Source organism: Streptomyces sp. NPDC050433, from assembly GCF_044458565.1.
Taxonomy (GTDB): domain Bacteria; phylum Actinomycetota; class Actinomycetes; order Streptomycetales; family Streptomycetaceae; genus Streptomyces.
This window is the reverse complement of record NZ_JBITIB010000008.1, coordinates 189,606-209,210: the sequence shown is the minus strand read 5'-3', so window position 1 is coordinate 209,210 and position 19,605 is coordinate 189,606. Positions and strand designations below refer to the sequence as shown.

Below are 19,605 nucleotides of genomic sequence, written 5' to 3'. Positions count from 1 at the left end.
TCAGGAGGGACAGACCGCGTGCAGGAAGCGGGCCAGTCGGGCGACCCCTTCCTTGATCGCGTCGGGGTCCAAGTAACTACAAGCCAGGCGGAGTTGGTAGTCCCCGCCGCTGCCCAGATAGAAGTGGGACATCGGAGTCCACAACACTCCGAACTCGCGGGCGGACCGTTCGAGCAGCCGCTCGTCCGCCGGTACGGGAAGCCGGACCCGCACGAAGAAGCCGCCGCGCGGCCGGTTCCAGGAAACCCCGGCGGGCGCGCCGGTGCCCGGTCCGAGCGCGCGGTCCAGCGCGTCCAGCAACAGACGCAGATTGCGCTGGTACAGCGCGGCCTTGGCTCTGACGACCGAGGCGAGCGAGCCCCGGTGCTCCAGCAGGATGCCGCCGACGACGGCCTGGGCGATGGGCGAGGTGTTGACCGTCACCATGCTCTTGAGGGTGGCGAGTTCGTCGGCGAGCAGCCCGGTGCGGCCCGACGCGTCCCGTACCCGCTGGTCGGCGACGACGTAACCGACCCGGGCTCCCGGCATGCACACCTTGGCGAACGTGCCCAGATGCACGACCCGTTCACCGCCGGGCAGCGCCTTCAGCGGCGGGAGCGCGCCCGGCTGTCGCGCGGTGAACGCGTAGGCGTTGTCCTCCAGCAGGAGGAAGTCCTCGCGGGCGGCGACGTCGAGCAGCCGGTGGCGGTCCGCCAGGCCGAGGAAGCCGCCGGACGGGTTGGAGAAGTCCGGCGCGACGTACAGGGCCCGGATACGGCGGCCCGCCTCGCGCGCGGCCCGGCACACGTCGTCCAGCCGGTCGAAGTCGATCCCGTCGTCGGTGTCGTCGACCGGGACGAGGTCCACGCCGAGCAGGCCGGCCGCCCCGGACAGACCGACGAAGCACGGGTTGACGACCGCCACGAGATCCGTGGGCTCGGCGGCGAGCGCGCGCAGCGCCAGCAGCATCGCCTCCTGGCAGCCGACCGTGATCACCACGGACTCGGGCGTCACGTCGATGCCCTGGTCGGTGCGGAGCGCGCCCGCCACCAGATCGCCGATGAGACCCCGGCTCGGCCCGTACTGGTAGAGGAGCCGTTCGGCCCGGTCGGGCTTGAGCCCCCGGTCCTCGGTGAGATGGCGGAGATAGCGGTCGATGTGCCGGGGGATGTCGATCTGGTCGAAGAAGCTGATGTGGGGGGCGCCCGGTGCGAAGGAGAGCGCGTCGGGGAAGCGGCCCATCACCTCGTTGAGGAAGTTGATCGATCCCATGGCGGGGGAGCCCAGGGAACTGTGCAGGCTCTCGCGCCGCAGGACGACACCCGCCCCGGCGGTCACCGGCCCGTCTCCGCGCCGGGCTTCAGCGGATCGGTGGCCGAGGGCCCCGTCCCCGACCGCGCCGAGAAGCGGCCCACCTTGTCCAGCACGTCCTCGCCGTAGAGCCGTTCGGCCTGGGCCAGCGAGAACTCCGCCATGTACGCGCGGAACGCGTCGACAGGCTCCTCCGAGACACGCAGCATGCGCCGGTTGGCGAGCACGGCGGGCGCCGCCAGCTGGGTCACCGCGTCGTCCACCGCCCGGTCCATCGCCTTCGGGTCGACCACCTCGTCGATCAGCAGCCGGGCGTCCGGCTCGCCCGCCCAGATCTTGCGTCCGCCGAGCACCGCCTGGCGGGCCATCCGGCCGCCGGTCAGCCGCGCCAGCCGGAAGTTCGCCGCGCCGGGCACGATGCCCTCCTGCGCGGCGGGGAGGCTGAGATACGAGTCGGCGGCGGCGATCACCTTGTCCATCACCAGCAGCAGCTGGGTGCCGCCGCCGATGGCGAACGTCTCCACCGCCGCCACCCACGGCTTCTCCACGCCGTGCGCCGGGAAGGTGTCCGGGCGGCCCCGTGTGGACAGACCCCGGTACATCTTGCTGATGTAGCCGAGTTCGCGCTGGAGCAGGAAGCCGGTGAACGAAATCCGGCCGTGGTGCAGATCGGCCAGATTGACGCCCGCGCTGAAGACCCGACGCCCCCGGTAGCGCGGGTGGGTCATGGGCCCGCCGCGCAGCACCCCCACCCTGATCCCGTCGTCCAGCAGCACGAGGTCGACGGCCACTTCGAGCTGGGCGATCAGCTCGTTGTCCTCGGCGTTGAGACAGGAGTCGTTGTGGAAGGTCACATGGCCGCCGTCGCCGTGCCGCTCCACCGTCACCTTGCCCAGCTCGGCCCGTCCTGTGACCCGGAAGTCCGGCAGCAGCGCGTGTGCCCGGGGCGTCGGGTCCCGCATCACGTCGACCAGATGTGCGCCCGCGCAGGACAGCCGCAGGATCTCCCGGAAGAAGATGCCCTGGTCGATCTCCCGGCCTTCCTTGTCCGCCTGCGCGTGGCGCAGCTCCTCGGCCAGCTGGGCGCCGTCCGGGACGAGTCCGGGGAAGCTCTCGGCCGCCGCGCCTGCCAGCTCGGTCAGCCCGAGCCGTACGGTACGTCCTTCGGTCAGCCGGTCGTAGACCGCCGCCGCGTGGGTCCGCAGGAAGGCGGCCCGCAGCTCGCGGCAGGCGCGGTGGACCGCCGCGGCTCCCAGTTGCTGCTCCTCGGAGCGGTCGGAGCGCGGCGGCAGCGCGGCCAGCGGTGCCTCGCGGTCGCGGATCTCGGCGGCCAGCGCGAGGGCGGCGGCGGACAGCTCAGCACCGCCCGCCGGGGCGACGGCGGTGGCGGGGGCGGAGACGGATCTGGGGGAGCCTGACGTCGACACGCGGTTCCTTCGGACGAGGAGGGAGAGGGAGGGGGCGTGCGGGTCCCCGTCCGGGCGGGCGGAAAGCCGCTTCGTACGGTGGGTCAGCGCGCCTGGGCCAACGAGCCGTCGGCCGCTGCCTGTCCGGCCGCTGCCTGTCCGGCCGTGGTGCGGCGGCGCAGACTGCGGTCGCACGCGGCCAGATGGGCGCCCAGGGCCTCCTCGTAACTGAGGGTGGCGTCGAACAGCAGCCTGCGCCGGATCGACCACTCGCGGCCCGGCACGGCCGACAGCTCGCCCGCCACCAGCACCGCGCGGCGCAGGGCAGCCTCGCCGCCGTCCGCCGTCTCGTCCACCAGGTCCAGATCAGCGGCCTGTTCACCGTCCAGCCAGGGGCGGCGCAGCAGCAGGCGGCGCGCCCGCGCCATGCCGATCTGCTGCGCCAGCCGGTGCACCGCCGTGCTCGGCCAGGCGCCGTCCTCGGCGCCCGAGAGCCGCAGGCGCGTGTCGCCTGCCGCGATCCGGTAGTCGGCGGTGAGCAGCGTCTCCAGCGCGGGGCCGGTGCAGGTGCCCTCCACGAGCGCGAGGGTGGGGCGCCCCGAGGTCTCCAGCCGACGCAGTGCCCGCTCCCAGGTGTTGACCAGATGGATGCCCGTACCGGCGGGGGACACGCCCTCCGCGGCGCCGGCGCCGCCCAGCAGGAGCAGGACGACACCGCGGTCGGCGCCCTCCGCCTTCTCGGCGGCGGTGCGCACCCGGTCGACCAGCGCCGGGGTCAGTTCCTCGTCGCCGACCGTCAGGACGGCGGCTGCCTCGTCGTGGAGACGGACGGTCAGGGCGTTGGGGGTATCGGTATCCGTGCCGGACACGGTCACACTTCCTTCGTCGTCCGCCGGTGAGGGCGGTGAGGGTGGTGGGGTCAGGTGGGGGTGGTTCGGTCAGTGCGGCGGGTGCGGTCGGTGTCATGGCACGGGTGCCGTCACCACTGGACGAGCGCCGTCTCGATGGTGGAGCCGGGGCCCATGGTCATGAGCACGCCGTAGTCACCGCGCCGCACCCGGCCCTCCTCCATCAGGCGCTCGTAGGAGAACAGGAACGAGCCGCTCGACAGGTTTCCGTAGTCGCGCAGCACCCCGGTGGTGTGGCGCAGCGCGTACGTGCTGAGGCCGAGGTTGACCTTCACCGAGTCGATGACCTTCTTGCCGCCCGAGTGGACCAGCCAGTGGTCGATGTCCGCGCGCTCCAGACCGGTGCCGCCGAGCAGCCGGTCGACCACCTCCTCGGCGTTCGCCCCGACGACATACGGCACGTCACGGTCGAGGAAGAAGCTGAACTTGCCCTGGTCGTCGTCCCAGTCGTAGCGCATCGCGTCCACCGCTTCGGGGATGATGCGGCTGGCGGCCTTCAGTACGGTGCCCACGGGCGCCGCCTCGCCGGCTTCCGCCGTCTCCGTCGCGTGCGCGCTGTGCGCCGCGTGTGCCGTTCCCGCCGGGTCGGTGACCATCACGACGGCCGCCGCGCCGTCGCCGAAGAGGCTGTTCACCACCGAGGTGCGCATGGTGCCGTCGAAGACATAGGCGGCGGAGCAGACCTCCGCGCAGACCATGACGGCCGCCTGCCCGGGGTTGGCCGCCGACCAGGACGCGACGGCGGCCATGGCGTTGAGGCCGGCGTTGCAGCCCATGCCCACGACGTCGAGCCGGCCGGTGGAGACCGGCAGCCCCGCGTCCTTGACGAGATGGGCGGAGAAACCGGGTGTGAGCAGCCCCGTGGTGGTCACACAGCACAGGTATCCGACATCGGGGAGCGCGAGCCCGGCCCGCTTCAGGGCCGTCTCCAGTGCCTCCCTGCCCGTCCTGATGCCCTGCTCCTTGTGCTTGGCGAGCAGTTCGCCCTGGGTCTCGGTTTTCCGTGTGCCGTCGGCCAGTTCGGGCGGCAGCGTCAGATAGCGGCGCTCGATGGCGCTGTTGAGGAAGACGGACCTGATCCGGCGGTCCTCGATGCCGAACAGCTCCAGCATCTCGCGCTGTGTGTAGGAGTTGGCGGGGGTGGCCGTGCCGAAGCCGACAACCGACGGCCGGGGCCCCGCGTTCGCCGTGCTGAGCCGCTGTCCGGGCGCCCGGGTCCCGGGCGCGGTGGGCACGGCAGCGGCGAGGGAGGCCGGGGCGGTGGGTGCTGGGGCGGTCATGCCGGCACCTCCAGCTCGTTGGTGGCCAGCTCGATCTGCTCGGTGGTGTGCGCGGCCGAGACGGCCATCCGGATCAGACCGCTTCCCTTGGCCACGGTCGGGAAGAACGCGGGGGTGACGATGACACCCGCCTTGCGCAGCCGCGCCGCGGCCACCAGCGCGTCCTCCTCGCTCTTGAAGAGCGCCCCGCGGATCGGCGACCGGGTGCCCGCGTTGAACAGCGCGCCTCCCATGCGGGAGTCGAAGAGTTCGGTGTTGCGCCACAGATCCCGCTGGAGCCGCGCGACCGTACCGTCGAGATGCAGCTCCGCCGACGCCCGGCAGGCGCTGACGACGGGAAGGGCGATGGGGCCGCCGAAGATCAGCGGATTGCCGAATCTTCGCAGCTCCACCGTGTCCTCCTCGGTGTTCAACAGGACGAAGCCGCCGTTACTGCCGCCGAACGCCTTGGCGAGCGAGCCGACGAGGATCACCGAAGCGGGCAGCCCGCCGGGCAGGTGGCGGAACTCCTCGTACGCGAAACCCGCCCCCTGCTCACCGGAGATCGACACACCGTGCGCGTCGTCCACATACAGATAGCCCTCGGCCGCCGCGCACAGGTCGTACAGCGCACCCACGTCGATGAGCCCGCCCATGGACCCCACGCCGTCCACGAGGACGATCGGCGTGCGGCCGGCGTCGCGTACCGCCGCCAGCCGGACGGCGAGGTCGTCCAGGTCCTCACAGTCGAACCGGTCCACGTCGCCGATCTGTTCGAGCACGCCGCGCAGGACCTGGATGGACGCGTGCGCGGTGCGCTCGACCAGGAAGGTGACCCCGCTCACCGACACGGGGTAGCTGGGCAGCACGCCCGTTCCCAGCAGCGGCAGCACCCCCAGGTGGACGCTGCCGACGGCCGTGAAGCACGTGGCGTGCCGGCCACCGTAGATGACGCCGAGCATCCGCTCCAGCGATTCGAGGTCCTCGTACCGCATCCGGGTGCGTGACGAGGAGAACTGCACGCCGACCCGGCGCAGGCTGGCGACGGCCGCCTCCACCACGGCCGGGTGGGTGTCGAGGCCCAGATAGGAGCAGGAGATGAACTCGACGGCGCTGCGGCCGTCGGCGAGCGTCACCGCTTTCCCCTCCCGCCCGGTGAAGACATGGCTGGTCAGGTCGGTGGCGATGGCCCGGGTCAGCGCGTCCGACGTCTTGTCTACGCGCGTGGCTACCCAGTTGTGTCGTTCGATCGTACGAGGCATCGGGGTGTCTCCAGGGATGCGTACGGATGCGTGAGAAGAAGCGGTCGGAGCGGCGCGGAAATCTCGCGGGAACGGCGTGACGAACGTGCCGCGGAAGGGAGTTCAGCCGGCCGGGCGGTTGACGAAGAAGGGTGTCTTGCCCCGTGCCGTGTGGTGGAACTCGGAGCTGTCGACCCGCTCCAGCGTCAGCCCGCGGTACAGCGGCGCGGTGAAGACCCTCCCCATGTGGTAGGCACCGTGCAGCGCGGCGACGGCGTCCTCGGCCGTGACCGAGGGCGGCGTACGTTCCGAGACCAGCAGCCGGATCGAGAAGCCCGGATCGTGCTGGGTCACCTCGAACTGGCAGTCGGCCGGGTCGCTGATGCCCAGCGTCGCCAGCTGCTCCATCACCAGATCACGGGAGATGGTGGTGCTGTCGACATTCATGGACATGCCCACCCGGCCCGTGAGGGTCAGCTGCCGCGCGGCACTGCCGCACAGACAGGGGCGGGTCTCGATGAATCCCTCGTCGCCGATCCGGTAGCGCAGCAGCGGCATACCGGAGTCGGTGAGCATCGTGACGACGACCTCGCCGACCCGGCCGTCGGGCTGTATCCGCTCGGCGTCCGTGTCGACCACCTCGACCACCAGCACGTCCTCGTGCAGATGGTGGGTCGAACCGCTCTGGTAGGTGCACTGGTAGCCGACGGGCCCGGTCTCGCTGGTGGAGTACGAGAACGAACGCACCCGCAGATCGGGCCGGGCGTCCGCGAGTTGACGCTCCCTGCTCTCACCGAGGATCTCCCCGATGTACAGCAGACTGCCCACGCCGCACAGGAGTTCACGTGTCGCGTCGCCGGTCAGCAGCCCCGTCCCCGCCGAGGGTGAGCAGATGACCGCGTCCACCCGGTTCTCGCGCAGCAGCTCCGCCGTCTCCGGGGAGGCGAGGGCGCTGCTGCCCATGGGGAACGACATGGCCGGCAGCAGCTCCGTGACCTCCTGGGCGAAGGTGAACGCGCCGTTCAGCTCGCCCGGGTAGAGAAAGTTGGCGATACGGCGGGGATGCGGCCGCAGCGCGCTGCGCACCCCGCGCGCGCCGAGAGCCGAGACCCGGCGGCTGAACTCCCACGAGTGGTAGATCATCTTGCGCCGTCCCGATGTACCGCTGGAGCGCAGGACGAGCCCGGAGCGGCCGTCGCCGAGCACCAGGTTCTCCGAGGCGGGCGGACAGGACGCCTGGAGGTCGGCCGGTGAGAACAGGGGGAGTTTGAGCAGATCGCGCGGCACCCGCACGTCGAGCGCGCCGGGCCAGCCGGCGGCCACCGCCGGATTCCTCTTCAGGGCGTCCACGGTGCGGGCGAGGTTGCGCTGCTGCATTTCCTCAAGCTGCGCCCGCGTCAGAATGTCGAGATTCTCTGCCAGTTCAATCTTTGACGACTCACCGGCACGCGCCTCGCTGTGGCGCGAGGTCGGATACATTTCCCCCAGCACGATTTCCTCACTTGGTCCGCTGTTCAACAGATTTACCTGTCCGCACCGGTCGGCCGAGGCATGTTTTTCAGCCATTGCGCCGCTGTCGCCGGGCTGGAGAAAGTTGAATTCCGGTTGCTTCCGGCGTATGCTCCGACGCCCTCCTCACGGCGGTACGTTCGCTGCCGCAGGCTGATTCCCGTTCTGGTCCGCGCCACGGTATCCGGGCCAGTCCGGTGGGCGGCGGCCGTTGAACGCGGCGACGCCCTCCACCCAGTCGGCCGAGAAGGCGACCGTGTGCCAGGCGGCGTCCTCGACTTCGAGCCCCGCCGCCAGATCCCGGCCCTGTCCCAGTCGCAGCGCGCGCTTGGCGGCCCGCAGCGCTACCGGTGAGTTGGCCGCGTAGGTCCGTGCGAGATCGAGAGCCGTGGCGCGGACCGCGCCGGCGGGCGCGAGGACGTCCACCAGCCCGAGGTCGCGCGCTTCGGTGGCCGGTACCTGTCGCCCGCTGAAGATCAGCTGGGCCGCGACGGCCGCGCCGACCCTGCGCGGCAGCAGCTGCGTACCGCCGCCGCCCGGAATGACCCCGACCGTGGTCTCGGGCAGCCCCACGGTCGCCCCGGGGTCCGCCACGATGACGTCGCAGGACAGCGCGATCTCGTAGCCACCGCCCAGTGCGTAGCCCTGAACAGCGGCGATGACCGGCATGGGCAGCGCCAGGACGCCCGCGTACGCCGCCCGGCTGCCCGGCCGCGCCGCGGCCCGGTCGGCCTCGGTGTAGCCGGCACGCTCCTTGAGATCGGCGCCCACGCAGAAGGCGCGTTCGCAGCGGGAGGTGATGACGGTGACGCCGACGGAGGGGTCATGTCCGAGATCAGCCGTCGCGTCGGCCAGCGCGGCGCCGAAGTTGGCGGAAACCGCGTTCATGCGTTCTGGCCGATTCAGGACCAGTTCGGCGATCCGGCCGTTGTCTGTGCGGTGAACGAGAATGTACGCTCCGTAGCGCAGTTCGGACATCACGCCCTGCCCGGTCCGGAATCGGGGCCGATGTCCGCCATCGACGGTGAGCACGCCGTCCCGCTGTGAATTCCGGCCACGGCCGAATATGGCGCGGTTGGACATGTGATTGAGCGCAGCACGACTCGCTTCTCCCCCGACGTAATCAGTGCCTGATACGACGTAAATCTGCCACCCGCCGAGAGGGGGCCGCCAGTGCGCATGCACGTCGTAATACCGCCAGGCGAGAATGCGACGGGACGAAAACCCGCCAAATTGCCTGAACGGATTAATCTGGATTCTTCGGACATGAGGTAGTGCAGTGAATATGCCAGCTCACCATGTTGATCGTTCCCCGTTCCCGATAGACGAGGAGATCACCACGGCCTACGCATTCCTCTGCGGTTCGGGGAACGCGTCCGTCGAGCAGATCGCCGCCGCGCTGGAAATCGGAATCGACGGGGCGCGGCAATTGGTCGGCCGCCTCACGGAGTTACATCTGATCGATTGCGCCGGGGACGGCACGTACACACCGGGATCGCCCCGGGCGCTCGGCGCCGGCGTCATCGCCCCCGCCATCAGGCAGCTGGAGAGCGGCCAGCAGCAGATCATCAGGATGATGACGGAGCTGGACACCCTCACCAAGATCTACGAGCGGAGTCCCGCCGAGCGGCTGCGCCGCCCCCGGATCGAGATCCTGCCCGAGGTCGCCGCCGTACGGGCGGTCCTGACCGAACTCTCGGCGGGGGCGCGGACGGAGATCCTCACCTCCCAGCCGGGCGGCGCCCGGCCCGCCGATGTGCTGCGCGAGTCCCTCGAACGGACGGAAGCGGTGCTGGGCCGCGGCATCACCATGCGCACCGTCTACCAGCACACCGCCCAGTTCTCCCAGGTCATGGTGGACTACGTCCGCCATGTGACGGAGCGGGGCGTCGAAGTGCGCATGCTCGGCGACGCCTTGATGCGGATGATCATCTTCGACCGGGAGATCGCGGTCCTGCCGCAGTACGACCGGGACGGTGCCGTGGTCGTCAGCGACCGGAGCATCGTGGACTTCGCCGTGCAGGCGTTCGAACGCGCCTGGCCGGTGGCGAGGCCGTTCCCCGTCTCGTACGACCGGGGCCAGGTCAAGAGCACCTCCGTCGACATCCAGCTCTCCATCTCGCGGTTGCTGGTGGAAGGGCTGGAGGACAAGGTGATCGCCCGCCGCATGGGCATGTCGCTGCGGACCTGTCAGCGCCATATCTCGGAGATCATGTCGCGCATCGGGGCCCGCAACCGGATGCACGCGGGCTATCTCCTGGGGAAGCTGATCGACGGGCAGAACTGACCGGGCACCGGGGCTCCACGTTCAGGACCGATCCCCGTCCCGGGCGGACGAGGCGCCGGGCGGGGCGTCCGGCGAGTCGTCGGGTGAGCCATCCGGGGAACCATCGGCGGAACCCCCGGGCGCGACCTCGGGCATGGCCTTGGAAGCGCCCGGGGGCATGACGTACCGGGTGACCGCGAGACCGGCCACGAGCAGCACCAGCCCGACCAGCACACCCACCCCCATGCCGAAGTGGGCCGGCTGCGGCAGCCAGGACGCGGAGGTGCTGACCGCGAGCCCGGCCGCCATGTTCCCGCAGATCTCACCGATGGCCGTGACCAGGCTGACGAGCGCGATGACATCCGCCAGCCGTGTCTGCGGCACCGTGTCCGCCGCCTCCACCTGGATCTTCGGGAAGGCCAGACACTCCGCGACGGCGAACAGCGTCAGCCCCGCGAGGACGAGCGTCAGACTGCCGGTGAAGGAGAGCACGAGCCCCGTGCCCCCGCCCACCGCGACGATCAGATACAGCGCGCCGCGCCTCAGCCGGGTGAAGAACGGCAGGAGCGCCAGCTGGATGGCGATGATCGCCAGCGGCTGGAAGCTGAGGAACAGCGTCCGGTGCTCCGCCTGGGCGGGGTTGACCACCTCGTACAGCAGGATCATCGCGTAGAGGAACCCCATCGCGAAGTAGATCGCGAAGGTGTAGCCGAGCAGTACCGCCACCGCGGGCGTCCTGAGGACGGTGAGCCGTCCACGCAGCCCGTTCGCACCCCGGGGCGGCAGCGCGAAGTCGAGCCCCCGGGCGAGGAGTCCGACGGTGATCCCGATCGCCGTCTCGACGGCGGCCAGGGCGAGCAGCGCGGGAACCCCGGCCCGCCCGACCGGCCCCGCCGCGAGCGGCGCCAGCACATAGGCGGTGTTCAGCAGGATGAAGAAGACCTGGAAGACCTGGCTGCGGCGGTCGTCGGTCGCCGCGGCCACCAGCAGGGAACGCACCGCGGGGCGTGAGATGCCCACGCCGAGACCGGCCAGCACCGCGAAGAGATACAGCGCCGGGGCCGAGGTGCTGACGGCGACGGTGACGAATCCGGCGGCCTTCAGCGACGAGGCGATCGTCAGGACCCAGGCCGGATGGACCCGGCTGAACGCGATCGGCGTGACCACCGCGCCGACCAGGGCCGAGCCGACATGCACGGACAGCGCGAAGGAGAAGACGGACGGCGCGATCCGCCCGCCGTGCAGGACCGCCACCGGAAGCAGCGTGAGCACCATCGCCAGACCGAAGTTGGACAGCAGGGTGAAACCCAGCCCCGCTCCCACGGCCCGGGGGTGCCAGCCCGTCTTCGGCGTCGCCGTCTCGGTAACCGTTCCCGTCATGCGCGGGGCGCCGGGGCGGGCCCGGACAGCAGCCGACCGACCCACGGGAAGAACGCGTCGGCCAGCTGCGACCGGGCGGGCTCGGGCATCGAGGAGAACTCCGCCATGGCGGTGCCCCACTCGCCGAGCACCGGCCCGTCGTCGGTCAGCAGCCAGTCCACACAGAGATATCCGGCCTGGAGATCCGCGACGATCCGCTCCACGTCGCCGAGCACGGCCGCCACGTCCGGGTTGGCGCTCGAACTGCCGCCCTGGGTGATATTGGCGAGATACGCGCCCTCCGCCGGGCTGCGCAGCATGCTCGCGGCGAACTTCCCGTCGACCATCGCCACCCGCAGATCGCCCTTGTTGGGCAGATACTCCTGCACGATGTAGCTCTGCCCGGTCTGGGACGCGATGTCGACGGCGGCCCGCAACTGCTCGTAGCTGTCCAGCTTCAGCACACCGAAGCCGATGCCCATCTCGCGCGCCTTGAGGATGTACGGACCCTCGCCGATCTCCTTGCGGACGACATCGAGACCCTTGCGCGCGTAGCGCCCGAAGGGCAGCGCCACCGTCTTCGGCACCCGCACCCCGAGCGTCGACGCACGGGCCAGGATCGCCAGCTTGTCGCGCTCCAGGCACTCCGGCCCGACGAGCGAGCGGTTGAGCAGGACGGAGTCGCTGGCGTCGATGGCCCGGTAGATGCCCCGCAGGAAATGAGTGGCCTGCGGGTCGCCGCTCACATCGTCCACGATGTACGCCTGCCGCGTCCGGAGCAGATCCACCCCGCCGTGCCACAGCCGGGGGCGCTCGTCGCACGCGGGCACGAGCTCGTTCGCGCTGATGAACCGGAAGGCGAATCCGTGCCTCGCGCAGGGTTCCGCCCAGCGCTCGGTCATCTGCACGGTGATCTTGTCCACGTACTCCGGCAGAAAGTCGTCCGGATGGCAGATCCACGTCACCAGGCGCTCATTCGCCACGATCGCAACTCCTACGAGAGACCTCATCGGCATGTGACGGCACCCCCGCGACCCACTCCGACCGCTGCACCGACGACGTCTCACTCTTTCAGGATTCCGGCCGGCCTCTCGCCCTTCCAGGGGCTCGGATCTTCGCCTTGCGCCGATGCGACAGGGGTGCGAGGTGGCGGCGGTCGGCGGGTCAACGGGCCCTGAACGGCAGCATCGCCGCACCGGCGTGCCGTACAGGGAGAACCGCGTCTTCCTAAGGGCGGGTGCCTCTCAGGCCGTACGGCGCAGGAGCGCCAGATACATCGCGTCCGTGCCGTGCACATGCGGCCACAGCTGGACGTCGGGGCCGTCGCCCAGCGCCGGGACACCGGGCATCAGCGGCCGGGCGTCGACCCACTCGGCCTCGGCGGCGGGACCGCCCCGGCCCTTCAGCACGTCCTCGACCACGGCGCGTGTCTCGGCGAGGTGCGGGGAGCAGGTGGCGTAGCCGACGACGCCGCCCACGCGTACGGCCTTCAGTGCCTCACGTAGCAGTGAGCGCTGGAGCGGCGCGAAGCCCTCCAGGTCCTCGGGGCGGCGCCGCCAGCGGGCCTCCGGGCGGCGGCGCAGGGCGCCTAGTCCGGTGCACGGGACGTCGACCAGGACGCGGTCGAAGACGCCGGGGTGCCACGGCGGGCGGGTGCCGTCGGCGGTGATCACCTGGTACGGGCCGGGGTTGCCCGTGAGCGCGCGCTCGACCAGGCGCGCCCGGTGCGGCTGCTTCTCCGCGGCGAGCAGCCGCGCGCCGCGACCGGCCGCCAGGGCGGCCAGCAGCGCCGCCTTGCCGCCGGGGCCGGCGCAGCCGTCGAGCCACCGCGCGTCGGGGCCCTCCAGCGGCGCGTTGGCGAGCGCCACGGCGACGAGCTGGCTGCCCTCGTCCTGGACTCCGGCCAGCCCCTCGCGTACGGCGTCGATGGCGCCGGGCTCGCCGCCCTCGGTGAGCCGGACCGCGTACGGGGACCAGCGTCCCGGCAGCGCCGACTCCTCGCCCAGTGTGTCGAGCAGCGCGTCGGCGGAGATCCGGCCGGGGCGCGCGACGAGCGTCACCTCGGGGCGTTCGTTGTCCGCCTCCAGCAGGTCCTCGATGCCGGCCCGGCCGCCGCCGAGCGAGTCCCAGAGCGCGGAGACGACCCAGCGGGGGTGCGAGTGGACGACGGCGAGGTGCTCCTCGGCGTCCTCGTCGTACGGCGGTGCGACGCGCTCCACCCAGGCGTCCAGGTCGTCCTGGGAGATCTTCCGCAGGACGGCGTTGACGAACTTCGCGCGCCCGTCGCCGAGCACGACGCGGGCCAGCTCCACGCTGGCCGACACGGCGGCGTGGGTGGGGATACGGGTGCCGAGCAACTGGTGGGCGCCGAGGGCGAGTACGTCCAGTACGGGCGGGTCGACCTGGCGCAGGGGGCGGTCGATGCAGGCGGAGATGATCGCGTCGTAGGTGCCCTGGCGGCGGAGTGTGCCGTACACCAGCTCGGTCGCGAGCGCGGCGTCGCGGGTGTCGAAGTCGCCCGAATCTCTCGCCTTCTTGAGGAGGGGCGGGAGGACGAGGTTGGCGTAGGCGGCGCGTTCGTCGACGGCCCGCAGCGCCTCGAAGGCGAGGATCCGCACGGGATCCTTCTTGGGACGGCGGTAGGTCTTGGGGGGACGGCGACGGGCCTGCTCGTTCAAAGGTGCTCCGCAAGGTGCTACGCGTCAGAGGTCATGGGTGCTGCTTGTGGAAGGCGGTCGCTTTCAGCGTACGTCCGCCGCGGCGCCTGCCGCGCCGAGCCGCTCACCGGGGGCGATCCGGACGCCGCGCGCCCAGTCGGCGGCCCGCATGGGCTTCTTGCCCTGCGGCTGGACCCAGAGCAGCTCGACGGCGTACGAACCGGTGCCCACGTGCACGGAGTTCTTGCCGACGGCGGGCTCCCCGGGGGCCAGGTCGGTGCGGTCGGTCACGGGCGAGAGCTGGATCAGCTTGAGGCGTTCGCCGCGGAAGAGCGTCCAGGCGCCGGGCGCGGGGGTGCAGCCGCGTACGACGCGGTCGACGCGCAGCGCGGGCGCCGTCCAGTCGACCTGCGCGTCCTCGACGGTGAGCTTGGGCGCGAGCGTGATGCCGTCGGCGGGCTGCGGTACGGCCTTGAGCGTGCCGTCCTCGATGCCGTCCATGGTCGCGGCGAGCAGCCCGGCACCGGCGAAGGCGAGGCGGGTCAGCAGGTCGCCGCTGGTGTCGGTGGGCCGTACGTCCTCGGTGATCACCCCGTACACCGGACCGGAGTCCAGCCCTTCCTCGATGAGGAAGGTGGCGGCGCCGGTCGTCTCGTCACCGGCCATGACGGCGTGCTGTACGGGGGCGGCGCCACGCCACGCGGGCAGCAGCGAGAAGTGCAGATTCACCCAGCCGTGCGCCGGGACGTCGAGCGCGACGCGGGGCAGCAGCGCGCCGTAGGCGACGACGGGGCAGCAGTCGGGGGCGATCTCGCGCAGCCGGGTCAGGAATGCCTCGTCGCGCGGTTTGGCGGGCCGCAGGATCTCGATGCCCGCCTCTTCGGCGCGCTGGGCGACGGGGCTGGCGACGAGCCTGCGGCCCCGGCCGGCGGGTGCGTCGGGGCGGGTGACGACGGCGGCGACCTCGTGCCGGTCGGAGGCGATCAGTGCGTCCAGGGCGGGTACGGCGACCTCGGGGGTGCCTGCGAAGACGAGCTTCACTGCGGGACTTCCTCGCTCTCTCGTGCGGCTCAGAGCCTGTCGGGGCCGGGCGGGCGGCGGGCACCGGCACGGTCGACGACGGACAGCGCACCAGTCTATGGGCCCGGACCGGGTCCGGCGGACCCGGTCGGGTGGGGGCCTCAGGGGCCGGCGGTCAGGGGGCGTACGGGAGCCCGTACGCCCCGCGCATATGCGCATACGCCCCCGCAGCGTGACCACAACGGCGGGTGGCGCGTTGTCAAGGGAGATTGACCACAAACGGGCCGCCCGGTGCGGCCCGATCCGTTTCAACGCCGGTTCGAGAGGCTTGTTCATGGCCGACCACGCAACCCACGACGCACAAGCCCGGGCAAATCTGCACCTGTTGGTGCGGGACATCGAGCGCGTCCGCCGGCAGGTGGACGCATTGCGCACTCTCACAGCCCAGTTGGGCAACGTCTACCGCCCGCGCCGCTCAGGCCCCTCGACGGGCTTCGTCGTCTACGGCCGGGCGCCAGCCCCGACCGTCCGTCTCGCGCAGGAGTTGCGGGACAGTGTCGAGAGCCTGGTGACGGCGGCCGTGGACTTCGATCGCTCGCTGGGCTTCTCGTGGGACGCGGTCGGCTCGGCGCTCGGTGTCACCAAGCAGGCGGTGCACCGCCGTTACGGTACGAGGCGGGCGGCCCAGCAGGCGGCCGTCGCCGACGGCGACAGTCCGCAGGACGCCGCGCAGGCCCGCCCGATCGGCCCTGTGGGGCCCGTTGTCCCGGCCGTGCCGGCGGCGCGGTCGATGCCACCGCAGTCGGCGGTGGCCGCCGCGCAGCCGCTCCGCGAGGAGGCGCGTCCGGGGGCGTTCCCCGGCCCGCGCAACGGCTGACGCCGGGAGCTGGTACTCGGGCGCCGGTACGTGGGCGCCGGACCCGCCGCGTCGGCAGCGGTTCCGGCGTCCGGAAGCTGAACACCCCGCCCGTCAGCCGATGTCGGGGGGATCGATCCGGATCCGCACCGGGTCACCGCCACCGCGTGCCAGCCGGCTCGCCTGCCTCGACTTCAGGGCCGCCGCCAGCGCCGCGCCGCTTCCCGGCGGCACCCGCAGCAGCGCGCGCTCCCACACCTCGCCCGGAGGTGGGTCACCGGTCCTGCGGGGCCGGGCCGGGTCGGTGACCGGCAGCGGTACGGGCCCCAGGACCTCGGCGTCGGGCGGCAGTTCGGCGGCGGTCAGGAACGCGGCGACCGCGTCGGGCCGGCCTGTCACCGCCGCCATCCGGGACACCGGCGGAAAGCCCAGCTCCGCCCGCTCGGCCAGCTCACGCTGGGCGTGGCCCACGGGGTCCCACCGCACGAGCGCCTGCACGGGCCGCAGCGTCGGCTCGGCCACGACGACGACCGTGCCGCCGTCGCCCTGCCCGCGGACCAGCGAGGCGGCGTGCAGCCAGCGCCGTAGCGCCTCCTCCCCCGCTCTCAGGTCCGGCCTGCCCAGCATCGCCCAGCCGTCGAGGAGCAGCGCCGCCGCGTAGCCGCCTTCGGCGACGGGCTCGGCGCCGGGTGTGCTGACCACGAGGGCGGGGCGGCCCGGCACGGTGTCGAGGATGTGGTCGCGGCCCGACGTACGCACCGGGACCGCCGGGAACGCCCGGCCCAGCTCCTCCGCCGTACGCCGCGCCCCCACGACGCTGGCGCGCAGCCGCGTACCTCCGCACTCCGCGCAGCGCCAGGCGGGCTCGCCGCGACCGCACCACGCGCAGTGCAACTCCCGCTGTTCGGGCGCCTCCAGGGGGCCCGCGCAGTGACGGCATCGGGCGGGGGCACGGCAGCGCTCGCAGCCGAGCCGGGGCACATAGCCGCGCCGGGGCACCTGCACGAGGACCGGGCCGGTCCTGAGTCCGTCCCTGACTGCCTGCCAGGCGAGGCTCGGCAGCCGGGCCGCGCGCGCGGCCTCGTCGCGCGCCAGCTCGCCGTCCCCGACGGTCCGCACCAGGGGCGCGGCGGCCCTCAGCCGCTCCCGGTCGGCCGTCAGGGGCAACGCCCAGCCGGTCTCGACCAGTTGGGCCGCCTCCACCGTGCATGCCGTACTGCCCAGCAGGAAGGCGCACTTGTCGTGCGCGGCGCGCAGCAGCAGGACCTCGCGGGCGTGCGGCAGCGGCGCGTGCTGCTCGCTGTGACTGGAGTCGCCGTCGTCCCAGATGGCGACGAGCCCGAGATCCCGTACGGGGGCGAACATGGCCGCGCGGGTCCCCACGACGGCGCGCACCGCGCCCCGCCGGACGGCGAGCCACTGGCCGTACCGCTTCTGAGGTCCCGCCTCGGCGGTGAGCAGCGCGTGGTGCCCCTCGCCGAGCAGGTCCGTGAGCGCGCTGTCGACGCGCGCCGCCACCCGGCCGTCCGGCACGACGACGACCGCCCCCCGGCCCGACGCGAGCGTCGCGGCGACGGCCCGCGCCAGCTCGTCCGCCCAGTGCGGTCCGGGCAGCGCGGTCCACACGGCGCGGGGGGTGCCGCCGTCGGCGAGCGCGTCCAGGAAGGCCGCGCCCTTCGCGTACCGCTCCCAGGTGCCCGCCTCCGGCTTCTCCGGCGCGGGCAGCGGTTCGGGCGACGGCTTGGCCTCCGCGCGCGCGTTCCTCGGCGGCACCGCCAGTTGCAGTACGTCGGCGAGGCTGCCCGCGTAACGGTCGGCGACCGCCCGCGCGAGCCCCAGCAGCTCGGCGCTGAGCACCGGCTCCGTCGACACGACGCCGGCGAGCGCGGCGAGCGGCCCCGCGTAGTCGGACTCGGCCCGCCGCTCGACGACGAACCCGTCGATCAGCCGCCCGCCCTCCCGCCGCCCACCCCGCACCTGATGCGCCCCGGCCCCGAACCGCACCCGCACCCGCACCCCTGGCTGGGCGGCCTCGTCCAGCTCCTCGGGCACGGCGTAGTCGAAGAACTGGTCGAGATGCAGCACGCCCTTGTTCACCACCACCCGCGCGACGGGCAACTCCCCCGCCAACGGCGCCCCCCGCCACGTCCGCGGCTTGGCCCGCGGCACCTTGGCGGCCCGCACGGTCTCCCGAATGAGCGCGAGCTGCTCCGGCCCACCGTCTTCGGCGGACTCCTCGGGCTGCTCGTCGTCGCTGCTCACAGCCAAATTCTTACAGACACCACTGACACCGGCGGCCCCTCGCCGAGCATGCTCCCGGTACGGCGGCGGGCCCCGGACACCAGGGGTGTCCGGGACCCGCCGCCGTACGACGTGCGTCGAGCGCCTTACAGACCGGCCGCCGCGCGCAGCGCGTCCACGCGGTCCGTGCGCTCCCAGGTGAAGTCCGGCTCCTCGCGGCCGAAGTGGCCGTACGCCGCCGTCTGGGCGTAGATCGGGCGGAGCAGGTCCAGGTCGCGGATGATCGCGGCCGGGCGGAGGTCGAAGACCGTGGCGACGGCCTGCTCGATCTTCTCGACGTCGACCGAGGCGGTGCCGAAGGTCTCGATGAACAGGCCCACCGGCTCGGCCTTGCCGATCGCGTACGCGACCTGGACCTCGCAGCGCGAGGCGAGGCCGGCGGCCACCACGTTCTTCGCGACCCAGCGCATCGCGTAGGCCGCCGAGCGGTCCACCTTCGACGGGTCCTTGCCGGAGAAGGCGCCGCCGCCGTGGCGGGCCATGCCGCCGTAGGTGTCGATGATGATCTTGCGGCCGGTGAGGCCGGCGTCGCCCATGGGGCCGCCGATCTCGAAGCGGCCCGTGGGGTTGACCAGCAGGCGGTAGCCCTCGGTCTCCAGCTTGATGCCGTCCTCAAGGAGCTGCTTGATCACGTGCTCGACGACGAACTCGCGGATGTCGGGCGCCAGGAGCGAGTCCAGGTCGATGTCCGACGCGTGCTGCGAGGAGACGACGACCGTGTCGAGGCGGACGGCCTTGTCGCCGTCGTACTCGATGGTGACCTGGGTCTTGCCGTCGGGACGCAGGTAAGGGATGGTCCCGTTCTTGCGGACCTCGGACAGCCGGCGGGAGAGCCGGTGGGCGAGGTTGATCGGGAGCGGCATCAGCTCGGGCGTCTCGTCGCAGGCGTAGCCGAACATCAGGCCCTGGTCGCCGGCGCCCTGCTTGTCCAGCTCGTCCTCTTCGCCGCCGACCCGCTTCTCGTAGGCGGTGTCGACGCCCTGGGCGATGTCGGGGGACTGCGCGCCGATGGACACCGAGACGCCGCAGGAGGCGCCGTCGAAGCCCTTCTTCGAGGAGTCGTAGCCGATCTCCAGCACCTTGTCGCGGACGAGCTTCGCGATGGGCGCGTAGGCCTTGGTGGTCACCTCGCCGGCCACATGGACCAGGCCGGTGGTGATCAGGGTCTCGACCGCCACCCGCGAGGTGGGGTCCTCCTTCAGGAGCGCGTCGAGAATGGTGTCGCTGATCTGGTCAGCGATCTTGTCGGGGTGACCTTCGGTCACGGACTCCGAAGTGAACAGACGGCGCGACACATCGCTCCCTGGGGTTGCAGCGGCTGCTGGCTAGATCTTGGCGGAACGGGCGGGGAGCTGCGCCCCACGTCGTTCCTCGGCCAGTTTATCCGGCCGAGGGCGCGGATGGTCCAGACGTCTCGGACTGTGGGAGTGGAGTTAGGGGTGTCACTCCGTCCTGCGATACGACGATCACCCCCGATCCGGAACCGGAACACCTGGTTTGAGCCGTTTTTGCCCGACCGGAGGAGTGAACGAA

At 72.0% G+C, this 19,605-nt stretch carries 15 protein-coding genes; 2 read left to right on the top strand and 13 right to left on the bottom strand.

Going from position 1 to position 19,605, the window contains the following annotated elements; all coding sequences use genetic code 11:
* From ACIBLA_RS12745 to ACIBLA_RS12715, 7 genes are all read right to left on the bottom strand, one after another.
* Complete coding sequence (locus tag ACIBLA_RS12745; protein WP_399198535.1) at positions 1 to 1,317, bottom strand: PLP-dependent aminotransferase family protein; 1,317 nt, start codon at positions 1,315 to 1,317, stop codon at positions 1 to 3.
* Positions 1,314 to 2,717: a (3,5-dihydroxyphenyl)acetyl-CoA 1,2-dioxygenase DpgC gene (gene dpgC / locus ACIBLA_RS12740; RefSeq protein WP_399198534.1), complete on the bottom strand. Its 1,404-nt coding sequence runs from the start codon at positions 2,715 to 2,717 to the stop codon at positions 1,314 to 1,316. Before dpgC ends, ACIBLA_RS12745 begins: the two co-directional genes overlap by 4 nt.
* An 83-nt stretch (positions 2,718 to 2,800) precedes the next feature.
* The gene (gene dpgB, locus ACIBLA_RS12735) at positions 2,801 to 3,565 is read right to left on the bottom strand and encodes an enoyl-CoA-hydratase DpgB (protein ID WP_399198533.1); all 765 of its coding nucleotides are present in this window, start codon (positions 3,563 to 3,565) and stop codon (positions 2,801 to 2,803) included.
* 110 nt (positions 3,566 to 3,675) lie between these two features.
* The gene (gene dpgA / locus ACIBLA_RS12730; RefSeq protein ID WP_399198532.1) at positions 3,676 to 4,884 is read right to left on the bottom strand and encodes a 3,5-dihydroxyphenylacetyl-CoA synthase DpgA; all 1,209 of its coding nucleotides are present in this window, start codon (positions 4,882 to 4,884) and stop codon (positions 3,676 to 3,678) included.
* On the bottom strand, positions 4,881 to 6,125 hold the full coding sequence (locus tag ACIBLA_RS12725; RefSeq protein ID WP_399198531.1) for an aminotransferase class I/II-fold pyridoxal phosphate-dependent enzyme: 1,245 nt from the start codon (positions 6,123 to 6,125) through the stop codon (positions 4,881 to 4,883). Before ACIBLA_RS12725 ends, dpgA begins: the two co-directional genes overlap by 4 nt.
* Before the next feature lie 102 nt (positions 6,126 to 6,227).
* Entirely contained in the window at positions 6,228 to 7,481 is a 1,254-nt protein-coding gene (locus ACIBLA_RS12720) for a hypothetical protein (protein WP_399198530.1), read from the bottom strand.
* Positions 7,482 to 7,739: 258 nt separating this feature from the next.
* Positions 7,740 to 8,591: an enoyl-CoA hydratase-related protein gene (locus ACIBLA_RS12715; RefSeq protein ID WP_363245268.1), complete on the bottom strand. Its 852-nt coding sequence runs from the start codon at positions 8,589 to 8,591 to the stop codon at positions 7,740 to 7,742.
* A gap of 307 nt (positions 8,592 to 8,898) precedes the next feature.
* Between ACIBLA_RS12715 and ACIBLA_RS12710 the strand changes: the two genes are divergently transcribed.
* The gene (locus ACIBLA_RS12710; protein ID WP_363245269.1) at positions 8,899 to 9,900 is read left to right on the top strand and encodes a helix-turn-helix transcriptional regulator; all 1,002 of its coding nucleotides are present in this window, start codon (positions 8,899 to 8,901) and stop codon (positions 9,898 to 9,900) included.
* 21 nt (positions 9,901 to 9,921) lie between these two features.
* Here ACIBLA_RS12710 and ACIBLA_RS12705 read toward each other — a convergent pair whose 3' ends face one another.
* The 4 genes from ACIBLA_RS12705 to fmt all read right to left on the bottom strand — a co-directional run bounded on the left by ACIBLA_RS12705 (position 9,922) and on the right by fmt (position 14,936).
* Complete coding sequence (locus ACIBLA_RS12705) at positions 9,922 to 11,259, bottom strand: hypothetical protein (protein ID WP_363245227.1); 1,338 nt, start codon at positions 11,257 to 11,259, stop codon at positions 9,922 to 9,924.
* The gene (locus ACIBLA_RS12700; protein ID WP_399198529.1) at positions 11,256 to 12,221 is read right to left on the bottom strand and encodes a RimK family alpha-L-glutamate ligase; all 966 of its coding nucleotides are present in this window, start codon (positions 12,219 to 12,221) and stop codon (positions 11,256 to 11,258) included. Before ACIBLA_RS12700 ends, ACIBLA_RS12705 begins: the two co-directional genes overlap by 4 nt.
* Positions 12,222 to 12,482: 261 nt before the next feature.
* Positions 12,483 to 13,916, bottom strand: coding sequence for a transcription antitermination factor NusB (locus tag ACIBLA_RS12695; RefSeq protein WP_363245229.1), 1,434 nt, complete (start codon positions 13,914 to 13,916; stop codon positions 12,483 to 12,485).
* Positions 13,917 to 13,979: 63 nt separating this feature from the next.
* Entirely contained in the window at positions 13,980 to 14,936 is a 957-nt protein-coding gene (fmt, locus tag ACIBLA_RS12690; protein ID WP_363245230.1) for a methionyl-tRNA formyltransferase, read from the bottom strand.
* Between the two features lie 313 nt (positions 14,937 to 15,249).
* Here fmt and ACIBLA_RS12685 point away from each other — a divergent pair, with 313 nt between their 5' ends.
* Positions 15,250 to 15,792 (top strand): hypothetical protein, encoded by a 543-nt coding sequence (locus ACIBLA_RS12685; RefSeq protein WP_363245231.1) that lies wholly within the window; start codon positions 15,250 to 15,252, stop codon positions 15,790 to 15,792.
* Between the two features lie 93 nt (positions 15,793 to 15,885).
* Here the strand turns inward: ACIBLA_RS12685 and ACIBLA_RS12680 are convergent, their stop codons facing one another.
* Both ACIBLA_RS12680 and metK read right to left on the bottom strand, forming a co-directional pair.
* Positions 15,886 to 18,033 (bottom strand): primosomal protein N', encoded by a 2,148-nt coding sequence (locus tag ACIBLA_RS12680; RefSeq protein ID WP_399198527.1) that lies wholly within the window; start codon positions 18,031 to 18,033, stop codon positions 15,886 to 15,888.
* Positions 18,034 to 18,158: 125 nt separating this feature from the next.
* Entirely contained in the window at positions 18,159 to 19,367 is a 1,209-nt protein-coding gene (gene metK / locus ACIBLA_RS12675) for a methionine adenosyltransferase (RefSeq protein ID WP_363245233.1), read from the bottom strand.
* Between the last annotated feature and the right edge of the window lie 238 nt (positions 19,368 to 19,605).